The organism is Mesorhizobium sp. B2-1-3A, from assembly GCF_006442655.1.
Lineage (GTDB): Bacteria > Pseudomonadota > Alphaproteobacteria > Rhizobiales > Rhizobiaceae > Mesorhizobium.
The window spans coordinates 1,318,262-1,334,286 of record NZ_VFWK01000001.1; the positions used below are offsets into that span (position 1 = coordinate 1,318,262).

18 protein-coding genes are annotated in these 16,025 nt (G+C 63.9%); 8 read left to right on the top strand and 10 right to left on the bottom strand.

The annotated features are described in order from the left end of the window. Positions 1 to 31 precede the first annotated feature (31 nt). Positions 32 to 1,057, top strand: coding sequence for a proline racemase family protein (locus FJ977_RS06415; RefSeq protein WP_140769565.1), 1,026 nt, complete (start codon positions 32 to 34; stop codon positions 1,055 to 1,057). A 51-nt stretch (positions 1,058 to 1,108) separates the two neighbouring features. On the opposite strand, the gene FJ977_RS06420 is transcribed toward FJ977_RS06415, so the two are convergent. The 5 genes from FJ977_RS06420 to FJ977_RS06440 are packed head-to-tail and all read right to left on the bottom strand — an operon-like array spanning position 1,109 to position 5,349. Continuing rightward, a complete protein-coding gene (locus tag FJ977_RS06420) occupies positions 1,109 to 1,882 on the bottom strand; it encodes a 5-oxoprolinase subunit PxpA (protein WP_140769567.1) in 774 nt (257 codons plus the stop codon). A 10-nt stretch (positions 1,883 to 1,892) separates the two neighbouring features. Next, positions 1,893 to 2,315 carry a biotin attachment protein gene (locus FJ977_RS06425; protein WP_140769569.1) on the bottom strand — a complete coding sequence of 141 codons (423 nt, stop codon included), beginning with the start codon at positions 2,313 to 2,315 and terminating at the stop codon, positions 1,893 to 1,895. Beyond that, positions 2,305 to 3,678: an acetyl-CoA carboxylase biotin carboxylase subunit gene (gene accC / locus FJ977_RS06430; RefSeq protein WP_140769571.1), complete on the bottom strand. Its 1,374-nt coding sequence runs from the start codon at positions 3,676 to 3,678 to the stop codon at positions 2,305 to 2,307. The genes FJ977_RS06425 and accC overlap by 11 nt, the downstream gene beginning before the upstream one ends. A gap of 4 nt (positions 3,679 to 3,682) precedes the next feature. Further along, entirely contained in the window at positions 3,683 to 4,147 is a 465-nt protein-coding gene (locus FJ977_RS06435) for a biotin/lipoyl-containing protein (protein ID WP_246682826.1), read from the bottom strand. Beyond that, on the bottom strand, positions 4,147 to 5,349 hold the full coding sequence (locus FJ977_RS06440) for a pyridoxal phosphate-dependent aminotransferase (protein ID WP_140769573.1): 1,203 nt from the start codon (positions 5,347 to 5,349) through the stop codon (positions 4,147 to 4,149). The genes FJ977_RS06435 and FJ977_RS06440 overlap by 1 nt, the downstream gene beginning before the upstream one ends. 211 nt (positions 5,350 to 5,560) lie before the next feature. On the opposite strand from FJ977_RS06440, the gene FJ977_RS06445 reads away from it, so the two are divergent. Continuing rightward, positions 5,561 to 6,733 (top strand): FAD-binding oxidoreductase, encoded by a 1,173-nt coding sequence (locus FJ977_RS06445; RefSeq protein ID WP_246682827.1) that lies wholly within the window; start codon positions 5,561 to 5,563, stop codon positions 6,731 to 6,733. 121 nt (positions 6,734 to 6,854) lie between these two features. Beyond that, positions 6,855 to 7,508, top strand: coding sequence for a GntR family transcriptional regulator (locus FJ977_RS06450; protein WP_140769577.1), 654 nt, complete (start codon positions 6,855 to 6,857; stop codon positions 7,506 to 7,508). Between the two features lie 40 nt (positions 7,509 to 7,548). Here FJ977_RS06450 and FJ977_RS06455 read toward each other — a convergent pair whose 3' ends face one another. From FJ977_RS06455 to FJ977_RS06475, 5 genes are all read right to left on the bottom strand, one after another. After that, positions 7,549 to 8,013, bottom strand: coding sequence for a VOC family protein (locus FJ977_RS06455; protein ID WP_244735207.1), 465 nt, complete (start codon positions 8,011 to 8,013; stop codon positions 7,549 to 7,551). Continuing rightward, a complete protein-coding gene (locus FJ977_RS06460; RefSeq protein WP_140769579.1) occupies positions 8,003 to 8,797 on the bottom strand; it encodes an SDR family oxidoreductase in 795 nt (264 codons plus the stop codon). The genes FJ977_RS06455 and FJ977_RS06460 overlap by 11 nt, the downstream gene beginning before the upstream one ends. Before the next feature lie 198 nt (positions 8,798 to 8,995). Further along, a complete protein-coding gene (locus tag FJ977_RS06465; RefSeq protein ID WP_140769580.1) occupies positions 8,996 to 10,474 on the bottom strand; it encodes an aldehyde dehydrogenase in 1,479 nt (492 codons plus the stop codon). Between the two features lie 8 nt (positions 10,475 to 10,482). After that, the gene (locus FJ977_RS06470; protein ID WP_140769781.1) at positions 10,483 to 11,070 is read right to left on the bottom strand and encodes a thiamine pyrophosphate-dependent enzyme; all 588 of its coding nucleotides are present in this window, start codon (positions 11,068 to 11,070) and stop codon (positions 10,483 to 10,485) included. Positions 11,071 to 11,075: 5 nt separating this feature from the next. Continuing rightward, positions 11,076 to 11,588 (bottom strand): thiamine pyrophosphate-binding protein, encoded by a 513-nt coding sequence (locus tag FJ977_RS06475; RefSeq protein ID WP_181179679.1) that lies wholly within the window; start codon positions 11,586 to 11,588, stop codon positions 11,076 to 11,078. A 148-nt stretch (positions 11,589 to 11,736) separates the two neighbouring features. Here FJ977_RS06475 and FJ977_RS06480 point away from each other — a divergent pair, with 148 nt between their 5' ends. The 5 genes from FJ977_RS06480 (at position 11,737) to FJ977_RS06500 (ending at position 16,001) form a co-directional block, all read left to right on the top strand. Continuing rightward, positions 11,737 to 12,669 carry a LysR substrate-binding domain-containing protein gene (locus tag FJ977_RS06480; RefSeq protein ID WP_140769584.1) on the top strand — a complete coding sequence of 311 codons (933 nt, stop codon included), beginning with the start codon at positions 11,737 to 11,739 and terminating at the stop codon, positions 12,667 to 12,669. 103 nt (positions 12,670 to 12,772) lie between these two features. Then, entirely contained in the window at positions 12,773 to 12,976 is a 204-nt protein-coding gene (locus FJ977_RS06485; protein ID WP_246682839.1) for a hypothetical protein, read from the top strand. Then, positions 12,973 to 13,713, top strand: a complete 741-nt coding sequence (locus tag FJ977_RS06490) for an NAD(P)H-dependent oxidoreductase (RefSeq protein ID WP_140769586.1) — start codon at positions 12,973 to 12,975, stop codon at positions 13,711 to 13,713. Before FJ977_RS06485 ends, FJ977_RS06490 begins: the two co-directional genes overlap by 4 nt. A 151-nt stretch (positions 13,714 to 13,864) precedes the next feature. Then, positions 13,865 to 15,046 (top strand): histidinol-phosphate transaminase, encoded by a 1,182-nt coding sequence (locus tag FJ977_RS06495; protein WP_246682828.1) that lies wholly within the window; start codon positions 13,865 to 13,867, stop codon positions 15,044 to 15,046. Positions 15,047 to 15,095: 49 nt separating this feature from the next. Beyond that, positions 15,096 to 16,001, top strand: coding sequence for an allantoinase PuuE (locus FJ977_RS06500; RefSeq protein ID WP_140769588.1), 906 nt, complete (start codon positions 15,096 to 15,098; stop codon positions 15,999 to 16,001). Positions 16,002 to 16,025 lie beyond the last annotated feature (24 nt).

Here is a 16,025-nt window from a genome sequence, read left to right on the forward strand (position 1 = left end):
AAGGCCAAGACCAACCACAGGAGGGACAGAAATGCGCTGGACGAAAACATTCACGGTCGTCGGCTGCCACGCCGAAGGTGAAGTGGGCAACGTGATCACCGGGGGCGTCAGGGACGTTCCCGGCAAAACGATGTTCGAAAAGAAGGAATATCTCGAAGAGCATATGGACGACATTCGTGGATTGCTCTTGTTCGAGCCGCGTGGCGCGCCATACGTCAACGGCAACATCATCCTGCCGCCTTGCGACCCCTCGGCCGATCTCGGCTATGTCATCATCGAAAGCACCGAGTATCCGCCCATGTCGGGCTCGAACACGATCTGCGTCGCCACGGTGGCACTGGAAACCGGGATCATCCCGATGCAGGAGCCCGAGACACTGCTGCGCATGGAAGCCCCGGCAGGAATGATCGAAGTGCGCTGCCTGTGCGAGAACGGCAAGGTGAAGCAAGTGGAATTCACCAACGTGCCGGCTTTCGCGCTCCATCTCGACACGCCGGTCGAGGTCGAAGGGCTGGGCACCATCACCGTCGACACCTCGTATGGCGGCATGACTTTCGCCCATGTCAACGCAAGCGCGCTCGGCTTTGCCGTCACCCCCGACGAGGCTCATCAAATGTCCCTGACAGGCCAAAGGATCAAGAAGGCGGTCAACGAGCAGCTCAAGGTGGTGCATCCGGAGAATCCGAAGATCCGCGATGTCTCCAACGTCATCTTCGAAGGCCCGATCGCGCGCGTCGACGGGCGCGTGGAAAGCATCAACGGCACGGTCTGCCTGCATGGCAGGCTCGACCGCTCTCCAACCGGGACCGGCACCACCGGGCGCCTGGCGGTAATGTCGGCAAAAGGTCAAATCGCCAAAGGCGAGCTGTTTCGCAACAAGTCGATCATCGGCACCCATTTCGATTCGCGCGTGATCGCCAGTGCGCGCGTAGGCGACCTTGATGCCGTCGTGGTCACCATCGCCGGACAGGCCTGGATCACCAGCATCGGCCAGTACGGCCTCGACCCGACAGATCCTTATCCGCGCGGCCACAGGCTGGCAGACGTCTGGTTCTGAAACAAACGAGGCCGTGCCGGCAGGCACGGCCTCGTTTCTGTTCCGCCATGCTCAGACTGTTGTCACGAAGGCTCTTACCTCGACACCGCTCTCTTCCAGCCGGGCCCGCACACGCGCGGCGATGGCGACGGCCGCCGGCGTGTCGCTGTGGACGCAGATCGAATCGATCGGCGTTTTCAGCAGCTGCCCCGAAATCGTCTCGATGGCACCTTGCCTGACCATGCGGACGACCCGTTCCGCCGCCTTCTCGGCATCGTGGATGACCGCGCCCTCCAGCTTGCGCGAGACAAGAAAGCCTTCCTCCGTATAGGCGCGATCAGCGAAGATTTCGGACCGGACCGTCAGGCCGGCGTCGCGCGCGATCCTGTCCTGGAAGCCCAGCGCGATGGCGAGACATATCAGGTCGGGATCGACGGCCTTGACCGCGCGCGTCACGGCTTCGGCGACGCCACGGTCGGTCTGGGTAAGATTGCCCAGCGCGCCATGCGCCTTGACGTAGCGGATCGGGTGGCCGGCATAGGCGGACAGCGCCTGCGCCGCACCAACCTGGTAGGCCACCAGCCTTTCGATCTCATCCATGGAATGCGGAATGACACGGCGTCCGAACCCCCACAGATCGGCAAAGCTCGGATGCGCGCCAACCGCGACGCCCTTCTCGCGCGCCATCGAGAAGGTGGCGGCCATGATCTCCGGGTCGCCGGCATGAAAGCCGCACGCGACATTGGCGGAGCTGACGATGCCGAGGATCGCGGCGTCGTCGCCGAGCCTGTAGGCGCCGAAACCCTCACCCATGTCCGAATTGATATCGACCTGCAGTCCGCTCATGGCGCCTTCCTCATTGTCTTGCACGATCGGCTGTCGCCAGCGCGTAGAGCGGCGTGCCGTAACCGACCACCGTTCCGTCCTCGACCAGTGCGGCGCCCAGGACGCCATCGTCGGGCGCAAGCACGGCCTTCAGGTGTGACCCGACTTGCAGGACACCGACTGTCTCGCCCTTGCGAACCTTCTGGCCTGATGCGGCAACAGGGCGACCGGTCGTCGGATGATCGAGACGGAAGACGCCGACGCCCGGTGCGCGCACGCCGTTGAAGGCCGCTTCGGCCTTGGGGGTCGTGGCCACAGCCAAGGACGTTTCGGCGACGGACGATTGCGGGTTCAGACGCAGGCGCAGCGAGAAGCCGGTCTGCGCCAACTCGATCTCACCGATGCCGGCGCGTGTGCACCAGCCCGCCAGCCTTTCGATTTCTTCAAGCGTCATCGCCGCCCCGTCCCTTGAGCAAGCCGCCTTCGATGAGACGTTCAAGATGATGAATATCGAAGCCTCCGGCGGCGAAGCCTGGCTCCTCCATCAGCAGGCCGTGCAGCGGCGCGTTGGTGGCGATGCCAACAGCCTCCATCTCGGCCAGCGCGCCGCTCATGCGCCGGACCGCATCGGCTCGCGTCGCGCCATGCGCCAACAGCTTGGCCACCAGCGAATCGTAGTGCGGCGGCACCGTGTAGCCGGAGTAGAGGTGCGAATCGACGCGGATGCCCGGACCGCCCGGAGGCGTCCACCGCTCGACCCGGCCAGGATGCGGCCGAAAGCTGTAGGGATGCTCCGCGTTGATGCGGCATTCCAGAGCGTGGCCGTGAATGCGGATGTCTTCCTGCCTGAACGACAGATGCTCGCCCTGGGCGATGCGGATCTGTTCGCGCACGATATCGATGCCGGTGACGAGCTCGGTAACGGGATGCTCGACCTGCACCCGGGTGTTCATCTCGATGAAATAGAAGCGCCCGCCCTCGTAGAGGAATTCGAAGGTGCCGGCACCGGTATAGCCGATGGTCAGGCATGCACGCGCGCACAGCTCGCCGATCTCGGCGATCGCCTCGCGCGCGATGCCGGGCGCCGGCGCTTCCTCGATGATCTTCTGGTGGCGCCGCTGCATGGAGCAGTCCCGCTCACCAAGCCAGACCGCCGTCCCTTGCCGGTCGGCCAGCACCTGGATCTCGATATGGCGCGGGTGCTCGAGGAATTTCTCCAGATAGACCTGCGGATTGCCGAAAGCGCGGCCCGCTTCCTCGCGCGCCAGCGACACGGCTTCCATCAGCCCGCTTTCAGACCGCACGATGCGCATGCCGCGCCCGCCGCCGCCGCCGGCTGCCTTGACAATGACCGGATAGCCAATGGCCGAAGCGATGCCGCGCACGGCCTGCTCGTCTTGCGGCAGCGCGCCTTCCGAGCCTGGAACGCAGGGAACGCCGGCGGCAATCATCGTCCGCTTGGCGGACACCTTGTCGCCCATCGCGCGGATCGCCGCCGACGACGGGCCGATGAAGGCAAGCCCGGCATTCTCGACGGCTTCGGCGAAGGCGGCGTTCTCCGAAAGGAAACCATAGCCCGGATGGATCGCGCCCGCGCCGGTAAGCTGCGCGGCGGCGATGATCTCGCCGATGTTGAGATAGCTTGCAGCGGCGGTCGCCGGGCCGATGCAAATCGCCCTGTCCGCCAACGCCACGTGGCGAAGGCTGGCATCGGCTTGCGAATGGGCCGCGACCACCTTCAATCCAAGGGCCCGGCAGGCGCGCAGGATACGCAGCGCGATTTCACCACGGTTGGCGATAAGGACGGTGTCGAACATCGCCTCAGCCCGCCTCTTCCAGGACGAACAGCACGTCGCCGGACTGCACACCGGCATGGTCCTCGAAAGCGATCTCGACGATCTTTCCAGCGCGGTCGGATTCCACGACGTTGAACGTCTTCATGGCTTCCAGCACACCGATTTTCTGCCCCTCCTCGACAATGTCGCCGACGGAAACGAGCGGTGGCTCGCCTTCGGCGGCGGCGCGGTAGAAGACACCGGTCAGCGGGGCACGGATCGAATGCCGCGCGATCGTCAAGACCATTGGGGCGGAAGCAGCGGGAACGACCGCGACGGCAGTTGGCAAAGGCTGTGCCGACGAACCGGCCTGCGTCGCGGATGGCGTCGCTGACATCTGCCTTGCGAGGCGCACGCGCACGCCGTCGCGCTCGACTTCCAGTTCATCGATGGGCGAACGCGCGACAAGCTCGATCAGCCCATGGACGAAGTCCAGATCCATCGCCGACATTACCGCAGCGCCTGGACAGCCTCGGCGATGCGCCCGATCGCTTTCTCGATCTGGTCCATCGACGTGGCTATGGAAATGCGGAAATGCGGCGACAGGCCGTAGGCCGAGCCCTGAACCACCGCGACCCGCGCCTGGTCGAGCAGATAGAGCGAGAGGTCGTCGTCGCCACCGATGACAACGCCGTCGGGACGGCGTCGGCCGATAAGGGCCGAACAATCGGGGTAGAGATAGAAAGCCCCCTCCGGGGTCTGGCAGGTGAGGCCGGGGATTGCCCGCAGCAGTTCCAGCGCCCGATCGCGCCGGTCCTGGAATTCGAGCGCCCGCGGGCGAAGAAAATCCTGCGGACCCTCGAGCGCGGCTATGGTCGCGGCCTGCGAAATGGAGGACGGGTTCGACGTGCTCTGGCTCTGCACCGTCGCCATGGCGCGGATCAGCGGCTCCGGTCCGCCGGCGTAGCCGATCCGCCAGCCGGTCATGGCATAGGCCTTGGACACGCCGTTGACCGTCAGCGTGCGGTCCTTCAGCCGCGGCTCGACACCGGCGATGGTGTCGAAGGTGCGGCCGTTAAACAGGATATGCTCGTAGATGTCGTCGGTCAGCACATGGACCTGGCGGTGGTCGAGCAGCACTTCGGCCAATCCGGCGAGTTCGTCACGGTCATAGACGGCGCCCGTGGGATTGGAAGGCGTGTTGAGGAGCAGCCATTTCGTGCGTTCGGTGATTGCGCCGCGCAGAGCCTGCGGTGTCAGCTTGAACCCATCGGCCTGCGTGCAGGGAACGACCACCGGCCTGCCTTCGCCCAACAGCACGATGTCGGTGTAGGAGACCCAATAGGGTGCGGGAACGACAACCTCATCACCGGGAGCGAGCGTCGCCAGCAGGGCGTTGTAGATGACCTGCTTCGCGCCACCGGCGACAGAGATTTGCGACGGCTTGTAGTCAAGACCGTTTTCACGCCTGAACTTGTCCGCCACCGCCTTCTTCAGCGCGGCCGTACCGTCGACCGCAGTGTAACGTGTCTCGCCCCTGCGCATCGCCGCATAGGCCGCCTCGACGATATGCGGCGGCGTCGGAAAGTCCGGCTCGCCGGCGCTGAGGCTGATGACGTCGATGCCGGCAGAGCGCATTTCGATGGCCCGGGCGGTGACCGCCATGCTCGGGCTTGGCTTGATGACGTCGAGACGGGGAGCAATGAGGCCCACGGAACGTTCCTCGGCATGGCCACCTCGATTGCCGAGGCAGATCCTGTTCTGTTTAAAATTGGATAATGTATTCCTTTTTTCACGTCAAACCCCTTTTTCTCTATCGGAGACCGGGCTATGACTGGGTGAAGGAGGCGAGATTGGCCACGAAAGTATCCAATCCATCGCCAGACCATATATCGGCCGGATAGGGAACACGACTGGAATGGGCATGAAATATGATGTGGTGATCATCGGTGGAGGCGTTGTCGGAAGCTCGATCGCCTATTTCCTGTCCGCCAATCCGGATTTCAGCGGCAGCATCGCTGTGATCGAGCGCGATCCCTACTACACTGCCTCTTCGTCCTCGCTGTCGACCAGCGCCATACGCCAGCAGTTCGGCACGCCGCCGAACATCGCCATGTCGAAATTCAGCATGGAGTTCCTGCGCAATGTGGGGACGCGGCTTGCCATTGGCGACGAGCCGGCGGACATCGGGCTCCATCAGCCCGGCTATCTCGTGCTGGCAACGCCCGAGCGGGCAGACGCACAACGCGCAAAGAACCTGGTTCAGCGCAGCATGGGCGTCGACATCGAGCTGATCGAACAGTCCGATCTGGCGCGGCGCTTGCCCTGGCTCAACACGGAAGACCTCGCCCTTGGCTCATTCGGTGTCGGCAGCGAGGGCTGGTTCGACGGCCCTGGCTTGATGCAGGCATTTCGCCGAAAGGCGCGCGCTCAGAAGGTCGACTACATCGCCGCGACCGTGACCGGACTGGCCATGGCTTCATCGCACAGGGTTGGCGAGGTGGTGCTGGACAATGGCGAACGGCTGGTAGCCGGCACGGTGATCAACGCGGCCGGGCCATGGAGCGCGGGCATCGCCCGGATGGCCAGTGTCGAGGTGCCGGTCGTGCCGAGCAAACGCTGCGTTTTCGTCTTCGAGACCCCGGCAAGGATCGAGAACTGCCCCTTCGTCTTCGATACGAGCGGCTTCTGGCTGCGGCCGGAGGGCCAGCTTTTCCTGTGCGGGATTCCGCCGCTGCACGAGAATGATCCGGACGATTTTGGCCTGGATGTGGACTACGAGCTGTTCGACGACCTGATCTGGCCCGCACTCGCCCATCGTGTGCCCGGGTTCGAGCAGCTCAGGATGCTGCGCGCCTGGGCAGGGCTCTATGAGTACAATACTTTCGACCACAGCGGCATTATCGGGCGTCATCCGGAGGTCTCGAACTTCGTACTGGCCACCGGCTTCAGCGGACACGGCATGATGCACGCGGCGGCAACAGGCTCAGGGGTCAGCGACCTGATCGCCTACGGAGAATACCGCTCCATCGACCTCTCGGCCTTCCGCTATGAGCGCATCGCCAGCGGCCAGCCCATCGAGGAACATGTCTACTGAGGCGAAACCGGCGGCGGGCCTTCGGAGTGACAACAACCTATGCGCAGTGCTATGCGTCCGTTTCTTCAATCAAAATTGCGCCGCATGCCAAATCACAAGGCGGTCGCCCCCAGGCTGATCAATGCTCGTACAGAAGAAAACCATCTCGGCCCAGGTCGCGGACGCCATCAGGCAGAAAATCCTGATCGGCGAATACGAGGCCAACTTCCAGTTGCGGCAGGAACATCTGGCCACCGAGTTCGGCGTCAGCCGGATACCGGTACGGGAAGCGCTGCATCAGCTTCACTCCGAAGGCTTTGTCACGCTCGTCTCCCACAAGGGCGCGGTCGTCACCTCGATCTCCCTGGACGAGATCCTCGAGCTCTACGAATTGCGGGCCCGGATTGAAACCTGGCTGCTTGCCCTTGCCATTCCGAGGATGACGGAGGCCGATCTCGCGCTTGCCCGTGAACGGGCAAAGCAGCACCAGGAACAAGGCCGGACCGGTGAATATTCCAACCAGTTGAACTGGAACTTCCACGCAGCGCTCTACGCGCCGTCCGGCCGCAAGGCGACGATCGAACTGGTCGGGCGCATCTACCAGCAGCTGGAACGATACACGCGCATGATGGTCACGCTCACCGAGATCCAGGCACAGTCCGACCGTGACCACTGGCAACTCATCGAGCTCTGCGAAGCCAAGGATACGCTGCGCGCCGTCAGCCTCCTGGAAATGCATATCATCACCAGCGGCAAGTTCCTGGTCGACCGGCTCCAGGAATTGCGGGGCAGCTGACGAAGCGACCCCGATCCCCGGCCGGCCACCCCGGCACGGATCATTTGCCGGGCAGATTGGTTGCCCGGGTCAAAAGGATGACACCAGCCTTGTCGGCCGTATCGTAATAGGTGAAGCCGGTGCGGTTTTTCCTGCGCCCGCGCATCAGCACGGACAGCCCATCGATTTGCGCCTTGGTTTCGGCCGCGTCGGCATCACGAACCTCGAAGCCGATGTGGAAGACACCCTCGCCCTTGGTGTCCAGATGGATCCGCTGCGGTGAAGGATCACGGCTCGGCTGGCAAAGCTGCAGCTGAACATTCGGCAGGTTGCAAATACGGTATTGCATCACCTTGAACCCCTCGGGGCTGGGCACCTGGAGTTCCTCATATTCGGCCAGCGGCGGATAGGCTTCCCACGGCCCTATACCGATGGAATCGTAATAGGTCTGCGCCTTGTCGATATCATGCACGACGATGCAGATGTGATGCAGCTTGTCGAAATTGCCCATTTCCTCACTTCCCATTTTTCTCACTCTTGACCGGAACCGTATAGTTCAGCACGCGGCGTCCCCCGTCGGGATAGATCGTCTCGCCGGTGATGTAGGAGGCATCGTCGCTGGCCAGGAACGCCACGACAGAAGCGATCTCGGCCGCCGTCCCGAGGCGCCCCAGCGGTGTGCGCGAAAGGATCGCCTGCCGCATTTCTTCAGAATCGATGAAGGTCCCGTCCATCACCATCTCTGTTGCGATGGTGCCCGGGCCGACGCCGACGACACGGATGCCATGGGGGGCGAAGGCGACGGCCGCGGTACTGGTGACCTGGTTCATGCCACCCTTGGAGATCGCATAGGTGGCGACGCGCGGATTGGCGAGGCCGGAATTGATGGAGGACATGTTCACGATAACGCCACCATTGCCTTGCGCGATCATCTGGCGGGCCGCGGCCTGGGTGCCCATGAACGCGCCCTTCAGGTTGACGGCGAGAACCCTGTCGTAGTCCGCCTCTGTGATGTCGAGAAAGTCCTGGACCGGAGCGATGCCGGCATTGTTGACCATGATGTCGAGGCGGCCGAACTTCGCCACCGCCGCCGCGACCAGCGCATCGACCTGATCCTTCCTGCTGACATCCGTGATCACTGCCAGGACGGTCTCGTCCGTGCCGATTTCAGCGGCGCATTTCTTCAGTTCCGCGGCATCGATGTCGCCGATCACGACATAAGCGCCTTCGGCCAGAAAGCGTTCCGCGCAAGCGCGCCCGATGCCGCGCGCCGCCCCGGTGACAACAGCCACCTTGCCCGCCTGTCTCATGTGCAATTCCTTCGTCATTGTGAGCAGGTCACCGTTCGTGGGATCGGCACACCAAGCTCGGCCACGGATAGGGATAATTCTCCCACCGAAGCCTATCCTAGAGCAGGGTGACGTTTGGTTTAATCGTCATCCTGCTCTATCTGTTTGTTGGAGCATGATCTTTTCCCAAAACCGGTTCCCACTTTTCGGGATCATGCTCTAGCGGATCACGAACGGGTTGGCGGTCTTGCCAACCGTGTCTATCCACACCGTCTTGGTCTGCAGATAGGCATTGATCGCCTCCTGCCCGCTCTCACGACCGATACCGCTTCTCTTGTAGCCGCCGAAGGGCGCCATATAGGAGACGGCGCGGTATGAATTGATCCAGACCATGCCGGCTTCCATCGCGGCCGCGCCGCGCAGCGCCCGCCCCATATCGCCGGTCCAAATACCTGCCGCCAGCCCATAGGGGCTGTCATTGGCGATGGCGAAGGCCTCTTCCTCGTCGTCGAACGGGATGACGGACAGGATCGGCCCGAACACCTCTTCGCGGGCGATCCGCATGGTGTTGTTGACGCCAGTGAAGATGGTGGGCTGGACGAACCAGCCGTCGGCCAGTTCGGCCGCATCCGGCTTGCCGCCGCCAAGCACGCACAGCGCACCCTCGCGCCGTGCGATGCCGAGATAGGAAAGCACCTTGTCGCGCTGGGCATGCGTGGTGATCGGCCCCACCTGCGTTTCGGCCAGCGACGGATTGCCTATCCGGGCACTTGCCGCCAGCGTGATGACATCTTCCACGAACCGATCGTGTATCTTGCGGTGGACCAGCAGGCGCGAGCCGGCAATGCAGGTCTGGCCGCTGGCCGCGAAGATGCCGGATATCGCGCCGTTGACCGCGCTCTCGAGATTGGCGTCGTCGAAGACGATGTTGGCCGATTTGCCGCCCAGTTCCAGCGTCACGGTCTTCAGTCCCTCGGCCGCCGCGCGATAGACGGCAAGACCGCCCGGCTCGCCACCGGTGAAGGCGATCTTGGCGATGTCGGGATGGGAGACGAGCGGCACGCCGACGTCCTGCGGCATGCCGGTGACGGTGTTGACGACGCCCGGGGGAAAACCCGCCTGCGCGAACAGTTTCACGAATTCCAGCGTCGAGGCCGAGGCGTGTTCCGACGGCTTGATGACGACCGTGTTGCCTGCCGCCAGCAGCGGTGCGAGCTTCCATGTCAGAAGCAGTAGTGGCGAATTCCAGGGCACGATGGCCGCGATGACGCCCAAGGGCTCATGCCTGGTGAAAGCGAACATATCAGCCTTGTCGATCGGCAGCACCGAGCCTTCGATCTTGTCGGCAAGCCCTCCGAAATAGCGGAACCATTCGGGGATATAGCGCAGCTGCGCCGTCATCTCGGTGAGCAGCTTGCCATTGTCGCGCGTCTCGATGGCGGCAATGCGCTCGGCGTTCTCCGCAATCAGATCCGCCAACCTCACCAGCAGCTTGCCGCGCGCGGTTGGCGTGAGGCCGCCCCATTCCTTCGACCGGAAAGCCGCCTTGGCAGCCGCCACGGCGGCGTCGACCTCGGCCTTGCCGCAGCGCGGGATCAGTGCCCAAGCCCTGCCGGTAAACGGATCGTGGCTCTCGAATGCATGGGCAATCGATTGCAGCCGACCGCCGACCGTGTTCTGGAAGCTAATCAGCGGCATATCGGCCCTCAACAGGTGGCGAGGCCCAGATGGGCGCGAAAGCGGTTCTTGACCTCGACCGCGTCGCGCGGCGGCAGCGAGCGTGGCAGATTTTCGGCTGCGATCTTCAGCACGAACAGGCGCGGGCCTTCGGCCGGGCGGCGAAGCTGGTCGCACAGCGCCTCGACCTCCTCCAGCGAACGCAACTCGCGGGTTTCGGCGAAGCCGCAGGCGGCCGCGACCTTGTCGAAAGCGATGCCCTTTCCGGTGTGGCTCGACTGCATGCCGGTCTCGCCGAAATGCTGGTTGTCGAGCACGATCAGATCGAGGTTTTTGGGCCGCGCCACCGAGATCGTCGCCAGCGACCCGAACGCCATGAGCTGTTCGCCGTCACCGGTAATGACCATGACCCGCTTCAGCGGCTGGGCCTGAGCAAGTCCGAGGCCGATCAGCGCCGCACCGCCCATGGCGCCCCAGAGGTAATAATTGTCGTCGCGATCACCGGCAGCGTGCACGTCGTAGCTCGGCGAGCCTAGACCGGTCACCACCAATGCGCCGTCGCGGGCATCGAGGAGCTTCTTCACCGCGACCCTACGGTCCATCGTCGGCAAGTTCATGTCGCTCACCACTTCTTCTTGCCAAGCAGCCGCTGCCCGATCAGCACGGCGATCTGCTGGTCGGCGTCGAACGCCATCGAGGCCGCCTGCGCCACCGTCTCGACTAGATCTGGACCGGTCTCGGCGCGCAGTACCCTGAGGCCGATCGCCTTCAGCGAGGCTTCCGTCGCCTGCCCCATCGGCACCTGCCACGGGTTGAACTCGGCCCATTCGCCGCGCATCGTCACCAGGACGAGCAGGGGAAAGCGTGCCTGCACGGGAAGCGACAGCATGTTGATGCAGTTACCGACGCCGGAGGACTGCATGAGCACGACGCTGCGCTTGCCGCCGAGCCACGAGCCGGCGGCGATGGCGATGCCCTCTTCCTCGGTCGTCAGCACGTTGGTCACGACCTCCGGATCTTCACTGAAGCGGCGGATCAAGGTGGTGTGGCCGGCATCGGGCACATAGGACATCTGGCTGATGCCGGCAGCCTTGAGCACATCATAGACCTGATCCGGCCACTGCTTTTCAGGCACCGTGGAAGCGGGTGTCTTCGCTTGTCTTGCTTTCAGGCTCGCTGTCACCTTGGACCCCCGAGGATTGGATTGGCGTCAGATTACCTCTGTTCTGCGATCCAATCTTCGTCTCTTTCTTGTGATCAGATATAATGATATTCGATAACTCATGGAGCTATCGCAACTGCGCACCCTGATCCATGTCGCCGATCTGGGCAGCCTCAGCAAGGCAGCCGACCGGCTGCACATCGCACAGCCGGCTCTCAGCCGGCAGGTGCGCATGCTGGAGGAAGAACTGGGATTTGCCCTGTTCCTGCGCCACGGACGCGGCATGGTGCTGTCCGAGCAGGGCAAGGAAGTGCTGGCGCACGCCATGCGCGTGATGGCCGAGATCGACGAGATCCGCGCCACGGCCACGCCCGCCGACGCGCCGCTGACCGGCGAGGTCGCCATTGGCCTACCACCCACGGTGGCAGACATCATTTCGCTGCCGCTCGCCGCCGCCTTCGGCAAGGCCCACCCCAAGGCCAAGCTCAGGCTGGTGAGCGCCTATACGGGTTATCTGCTGGACTGGCTGCACCGCGGCGAGGTCGACGTCGCAGTGCTCTACGACCCGCGCATGGCAAGATCGCTGCGCTCCCGCCCGCTGCTGCTGGAAAACCTCTTCCTGATCGGTCCACCCGAGGCCGGCTTCTCCACGGTGCGCGCGGTGCCGTTCGCATCGCTCGCCGGCAAACGCCTGCTGATGCCCAGCATCAAGCATGGGCTGCGCATCATCGTCGAACGCTGCGCCGCAGAATCAGGCATCACGCTCGATGTCGGCATCGAAGCAGATTCGTATGCCGCGCTGAAGGACCTGGTACGCAACGGCCATGGCTGGACGATCCTGCCGCTCGCCCCCATCCACGCCGATGTCGCCGCCGGCCTGCTGACCGCCGCGCCGCTGATCGATCCCGTGCCCGTGCGCCGCCTCATCCTTGCCTACCCGGCCGACCGGCCCGCCTCGCGGCTGGCACGGTTTGCCGGCCAAGCCATAGAAGACATCGTCAAGGACCTGGTCGAAAGGACCGTATGGGTCGGCCAGCTTCTTGGCTCACCCTGAGCGTTTGAATTCCGGCATATCTGATAACGCCAGCCTTGCATTGCGGATGGGGAGTGCCGCAACGATAATACGGCCTGCGCGAGACAGAAGGCCGGGGCCCCTCATGGACCAGTACCAGGACATCCGCGACGCCTCCGCCAGGCTCCGCACACGGGTTCCCGGCTTCGCGGAGGGATACGATGTCGAGCGCAAGTTCCGCGAGACGCGTCGCTATCAGGTCGCGCCGATCTCGACCAACCTCATCCTGTCAAACCTTTCCGAGCATGTGCTCGGCCTGCCGCGTTCCTACCAGGAGCTATCGCCGTGAACATCCTCATCGTCTATGCCCATCCGGAACCGAAGTCCTTCAACGGCGCCATGAAGGATCTCGCGCTGGAAACCTTGACCCGCGCCGGCCACGAAGTCGTCGTCAGCGACCTCTACGCAATGGGCTTCAACCCTGTCGCCGGGCCCGGCGACATATCAGGTGAACGCAACGATCCGGAGTTCTTCAGCCTGCCGCGCGAACAAACCGCCGCCTACGATGCCGGCGTGCTCTCGTCCGACATCGCGGCCGAGATCGAAAAAGTAAGGCGGGCCGACTTCGTGCTCTTCCAGTTCCCCATTTGGTGGTTCGGCATGCCCGCAATCCTCAAGGGCTGGGCCGACCGTGTGTTCGCACGCGGTTTCGCCTATCTGCCGGGCCGCAAATATGACACCGGCATGTTCAAGGGCAAGCTCGCCATGGTGGCCGCCACCACGGGCACATCGGCCGACACCTATGCGCCCGATGGCATTGACGGCGATATCCTCACCGTGCTGTGGCCCGTGCATAACGGCCTGCTGCGCTATTCGGGCTTCGACGTGCTGCCGCCCTTCGTCGCCTACATGCCGGGCCGTGTCGGCGACGATGGCCGCCAGGCCTATCTCGAGGCCTACGGCAAGCGGCTGGCAGAGATCGACGACACGCCGCGCCTGTTCTTCCACCCCGCCGAGGATTACGGCAAGAACGAGCGGCTGAAGCCGGGCGTGCTCGCCCGCTCGGGAGTGCAGCGCAATAGCTGACGCCGGCGCGCGCCCGCTGGAGGATCTGCTTACCGTTTCCACCGAGCAGGTGGCGCCGCGCCGCTTCGCACGGTCCGCCTTCGCCGACGACTGAAGCGGCATTGCCGGATGACAAGCGCATCGCAGAACAAGGGCCAGAATTTCGGAGCCATTGCGCGGTAAGTTTTTGCTTGTGAACAGGCTGGCGGATTGTAGCCTGCGCGCGAGCCGGTCCAACAAAGGTGGTGCGCGAGATGGTCGACATCCAAATTCCGATGGATGCAGCGTGCCGCTGAAAGCAGGAGCTCATATCGAGGCCATGTCCGCCTTCGCGCTTGCGAATTTCGGTGGCTATGACGGGCCAACCCTTGCTCAGAATGAAAGCGCTTTTCCGCCCAGCCCCAAGGCCATCGCCGCTGGCCAGGACGCGATTGCCCGCAGCCATCTCTATCCCGACCCGGACTGGACGGCCCTGCGCGGGGCAATCGCGCAAGCCTATGGGGTCGAGCGCGACATGATCCTGTGCGGCGCCGGTTCGATGGACCTGATCAGTTGCGCCATCGCGGCGTTTGCGGGCCCAGGCGAGGAGGTGCTTGGCACCTCCTATGCCTATAATTTCGCCGCATCCGCCGCCGCGCGTGTCGGTGCGGCCTACGTCAAGGCAGCAGAGCATGATTTCACCGTTTCGATCGACAGCATCCTGGCTGCGGTCACGCCTGCAACGCGCATCGTCTTCGTCTGCAATCCGGGCAACCCGACCGGCACCCGTATCCGCAACAGCGAACTGCTGCGACTGCGCGCGGCGTTGCGGCCAGACGTGCTCCTGGTGATCGATCAGGCCTATGGCGAATTCGACGACCAAGACCCCGGACCGATCCTTGCGCTCGTCGCGCGCGGCGATACCGTCGTGCTGCGCACCCTCTCCAAGGCTTATGGCCTCGCCGGGGCGCGCGTCGGCTGGGGCCTGTTTGCGCCTTCGGTCGCGGCGCAAGTGCGCAAGATGCAGAATTCGAACCAGGTCACGACGCCTAGCCTCGCCATGGCCGTCGCGGCTGTGGAGGACCAGGCCTATATGCGCGAAACGGTGGCCCGCACGGCCGGAATTCGCGACCGGTTTGCGCAGGATCTGAGGTCCGCCGGGTACCATGTTCCCGAAAGCCGGGCGAATTTCGTGCTGATCCGCTTCGCCAGCGTAGCCGCCGCGGAGGCTGCCGAGAGAACCTTGCGCGGCGCCGATATCATCGTGCGGAGCCTGGGGGGCTACGGCCTCACCGACTGTTTGCGCGCGACGGTCGGCCCGCAAGAGATGATGGATCGGGCGCTGCGCATACTCATCGACATGCGCGGCGACTAGATCCCGCGACCGCATGTTTTGCGACTTGCACCCTGGGGAGATTTGAGAGATGCCGTACCTGCCCGTCCGAGACTTCATCGGCTATGGCGAAAAGCCGCCTGCCGCGCAGTGGCCTGGCGGCGCCAAGCTGGCCCTCAACATCGTCGTCAACTATGAGGAAGGCGCCGAATACAGCATCGGCGAGGGCGACGGCGTCTCCGAGGCGATCCTGTCGGACCTTGCCGTGTCCCCGGCGGCGCCGGGTCTGCGTAACCGCAACATGGAATCGCTCTACGAATACGGCTCACGCGTCGGCGTATGGCGGCTGGCCTCGCTGTTCCAGGAAAAGAACATCATCCCGACCTTCTACGTCGTCGGGCGAGCGCTCGAACTCAATCCGGCGGCCGGCCAGGCGATCGCGGCACTTGGCAGCGACATCGTCTGCCATGGCTGGCGCTGGATCGACTACGCGCCGCTGAGCGAGGACGAGGAACGCCAGCACATCGCGATGACAGTGGACACCGTCCAGCACCTGACCGGCATTCGCCCGCTTGGCTGGTACACGGGCCGGCCCAGTCTCAACACCCGGCGGCTGGTGGCGGAGCATGGCGGCTTCCTGTTCGACTGCGACGACTACAATGACGACCTGCCTTATTTTGTCGACGTCGATGCCAAGCGGCATCTGGTCGTGCCGCACAGCTTCGACAACAATGACAGCCGGTTCTCGCGCGGCTCCGGCCTGGAGACAGGCAGCCAGTTCTTCGAATATGTCAGCGATGGCGTGGACTGGCTGCTGGCCGAAGGCGAAAAGACGCCGCGCATGATGACAGTCTCGCTGCACTGCCGGCTGGCGGCCCGGCCGGGCCGCATGATCGGGCTCGCCCGCTTCCTCGACAAGATCAAGGCCAATCCGGATATATGGATCTGCCGCCGCTCCGACCTTGCCCAACATTGGCTGGATCGGTTCGGCGGCTGAGAAAGCATTCGGCGGCATTGTTTT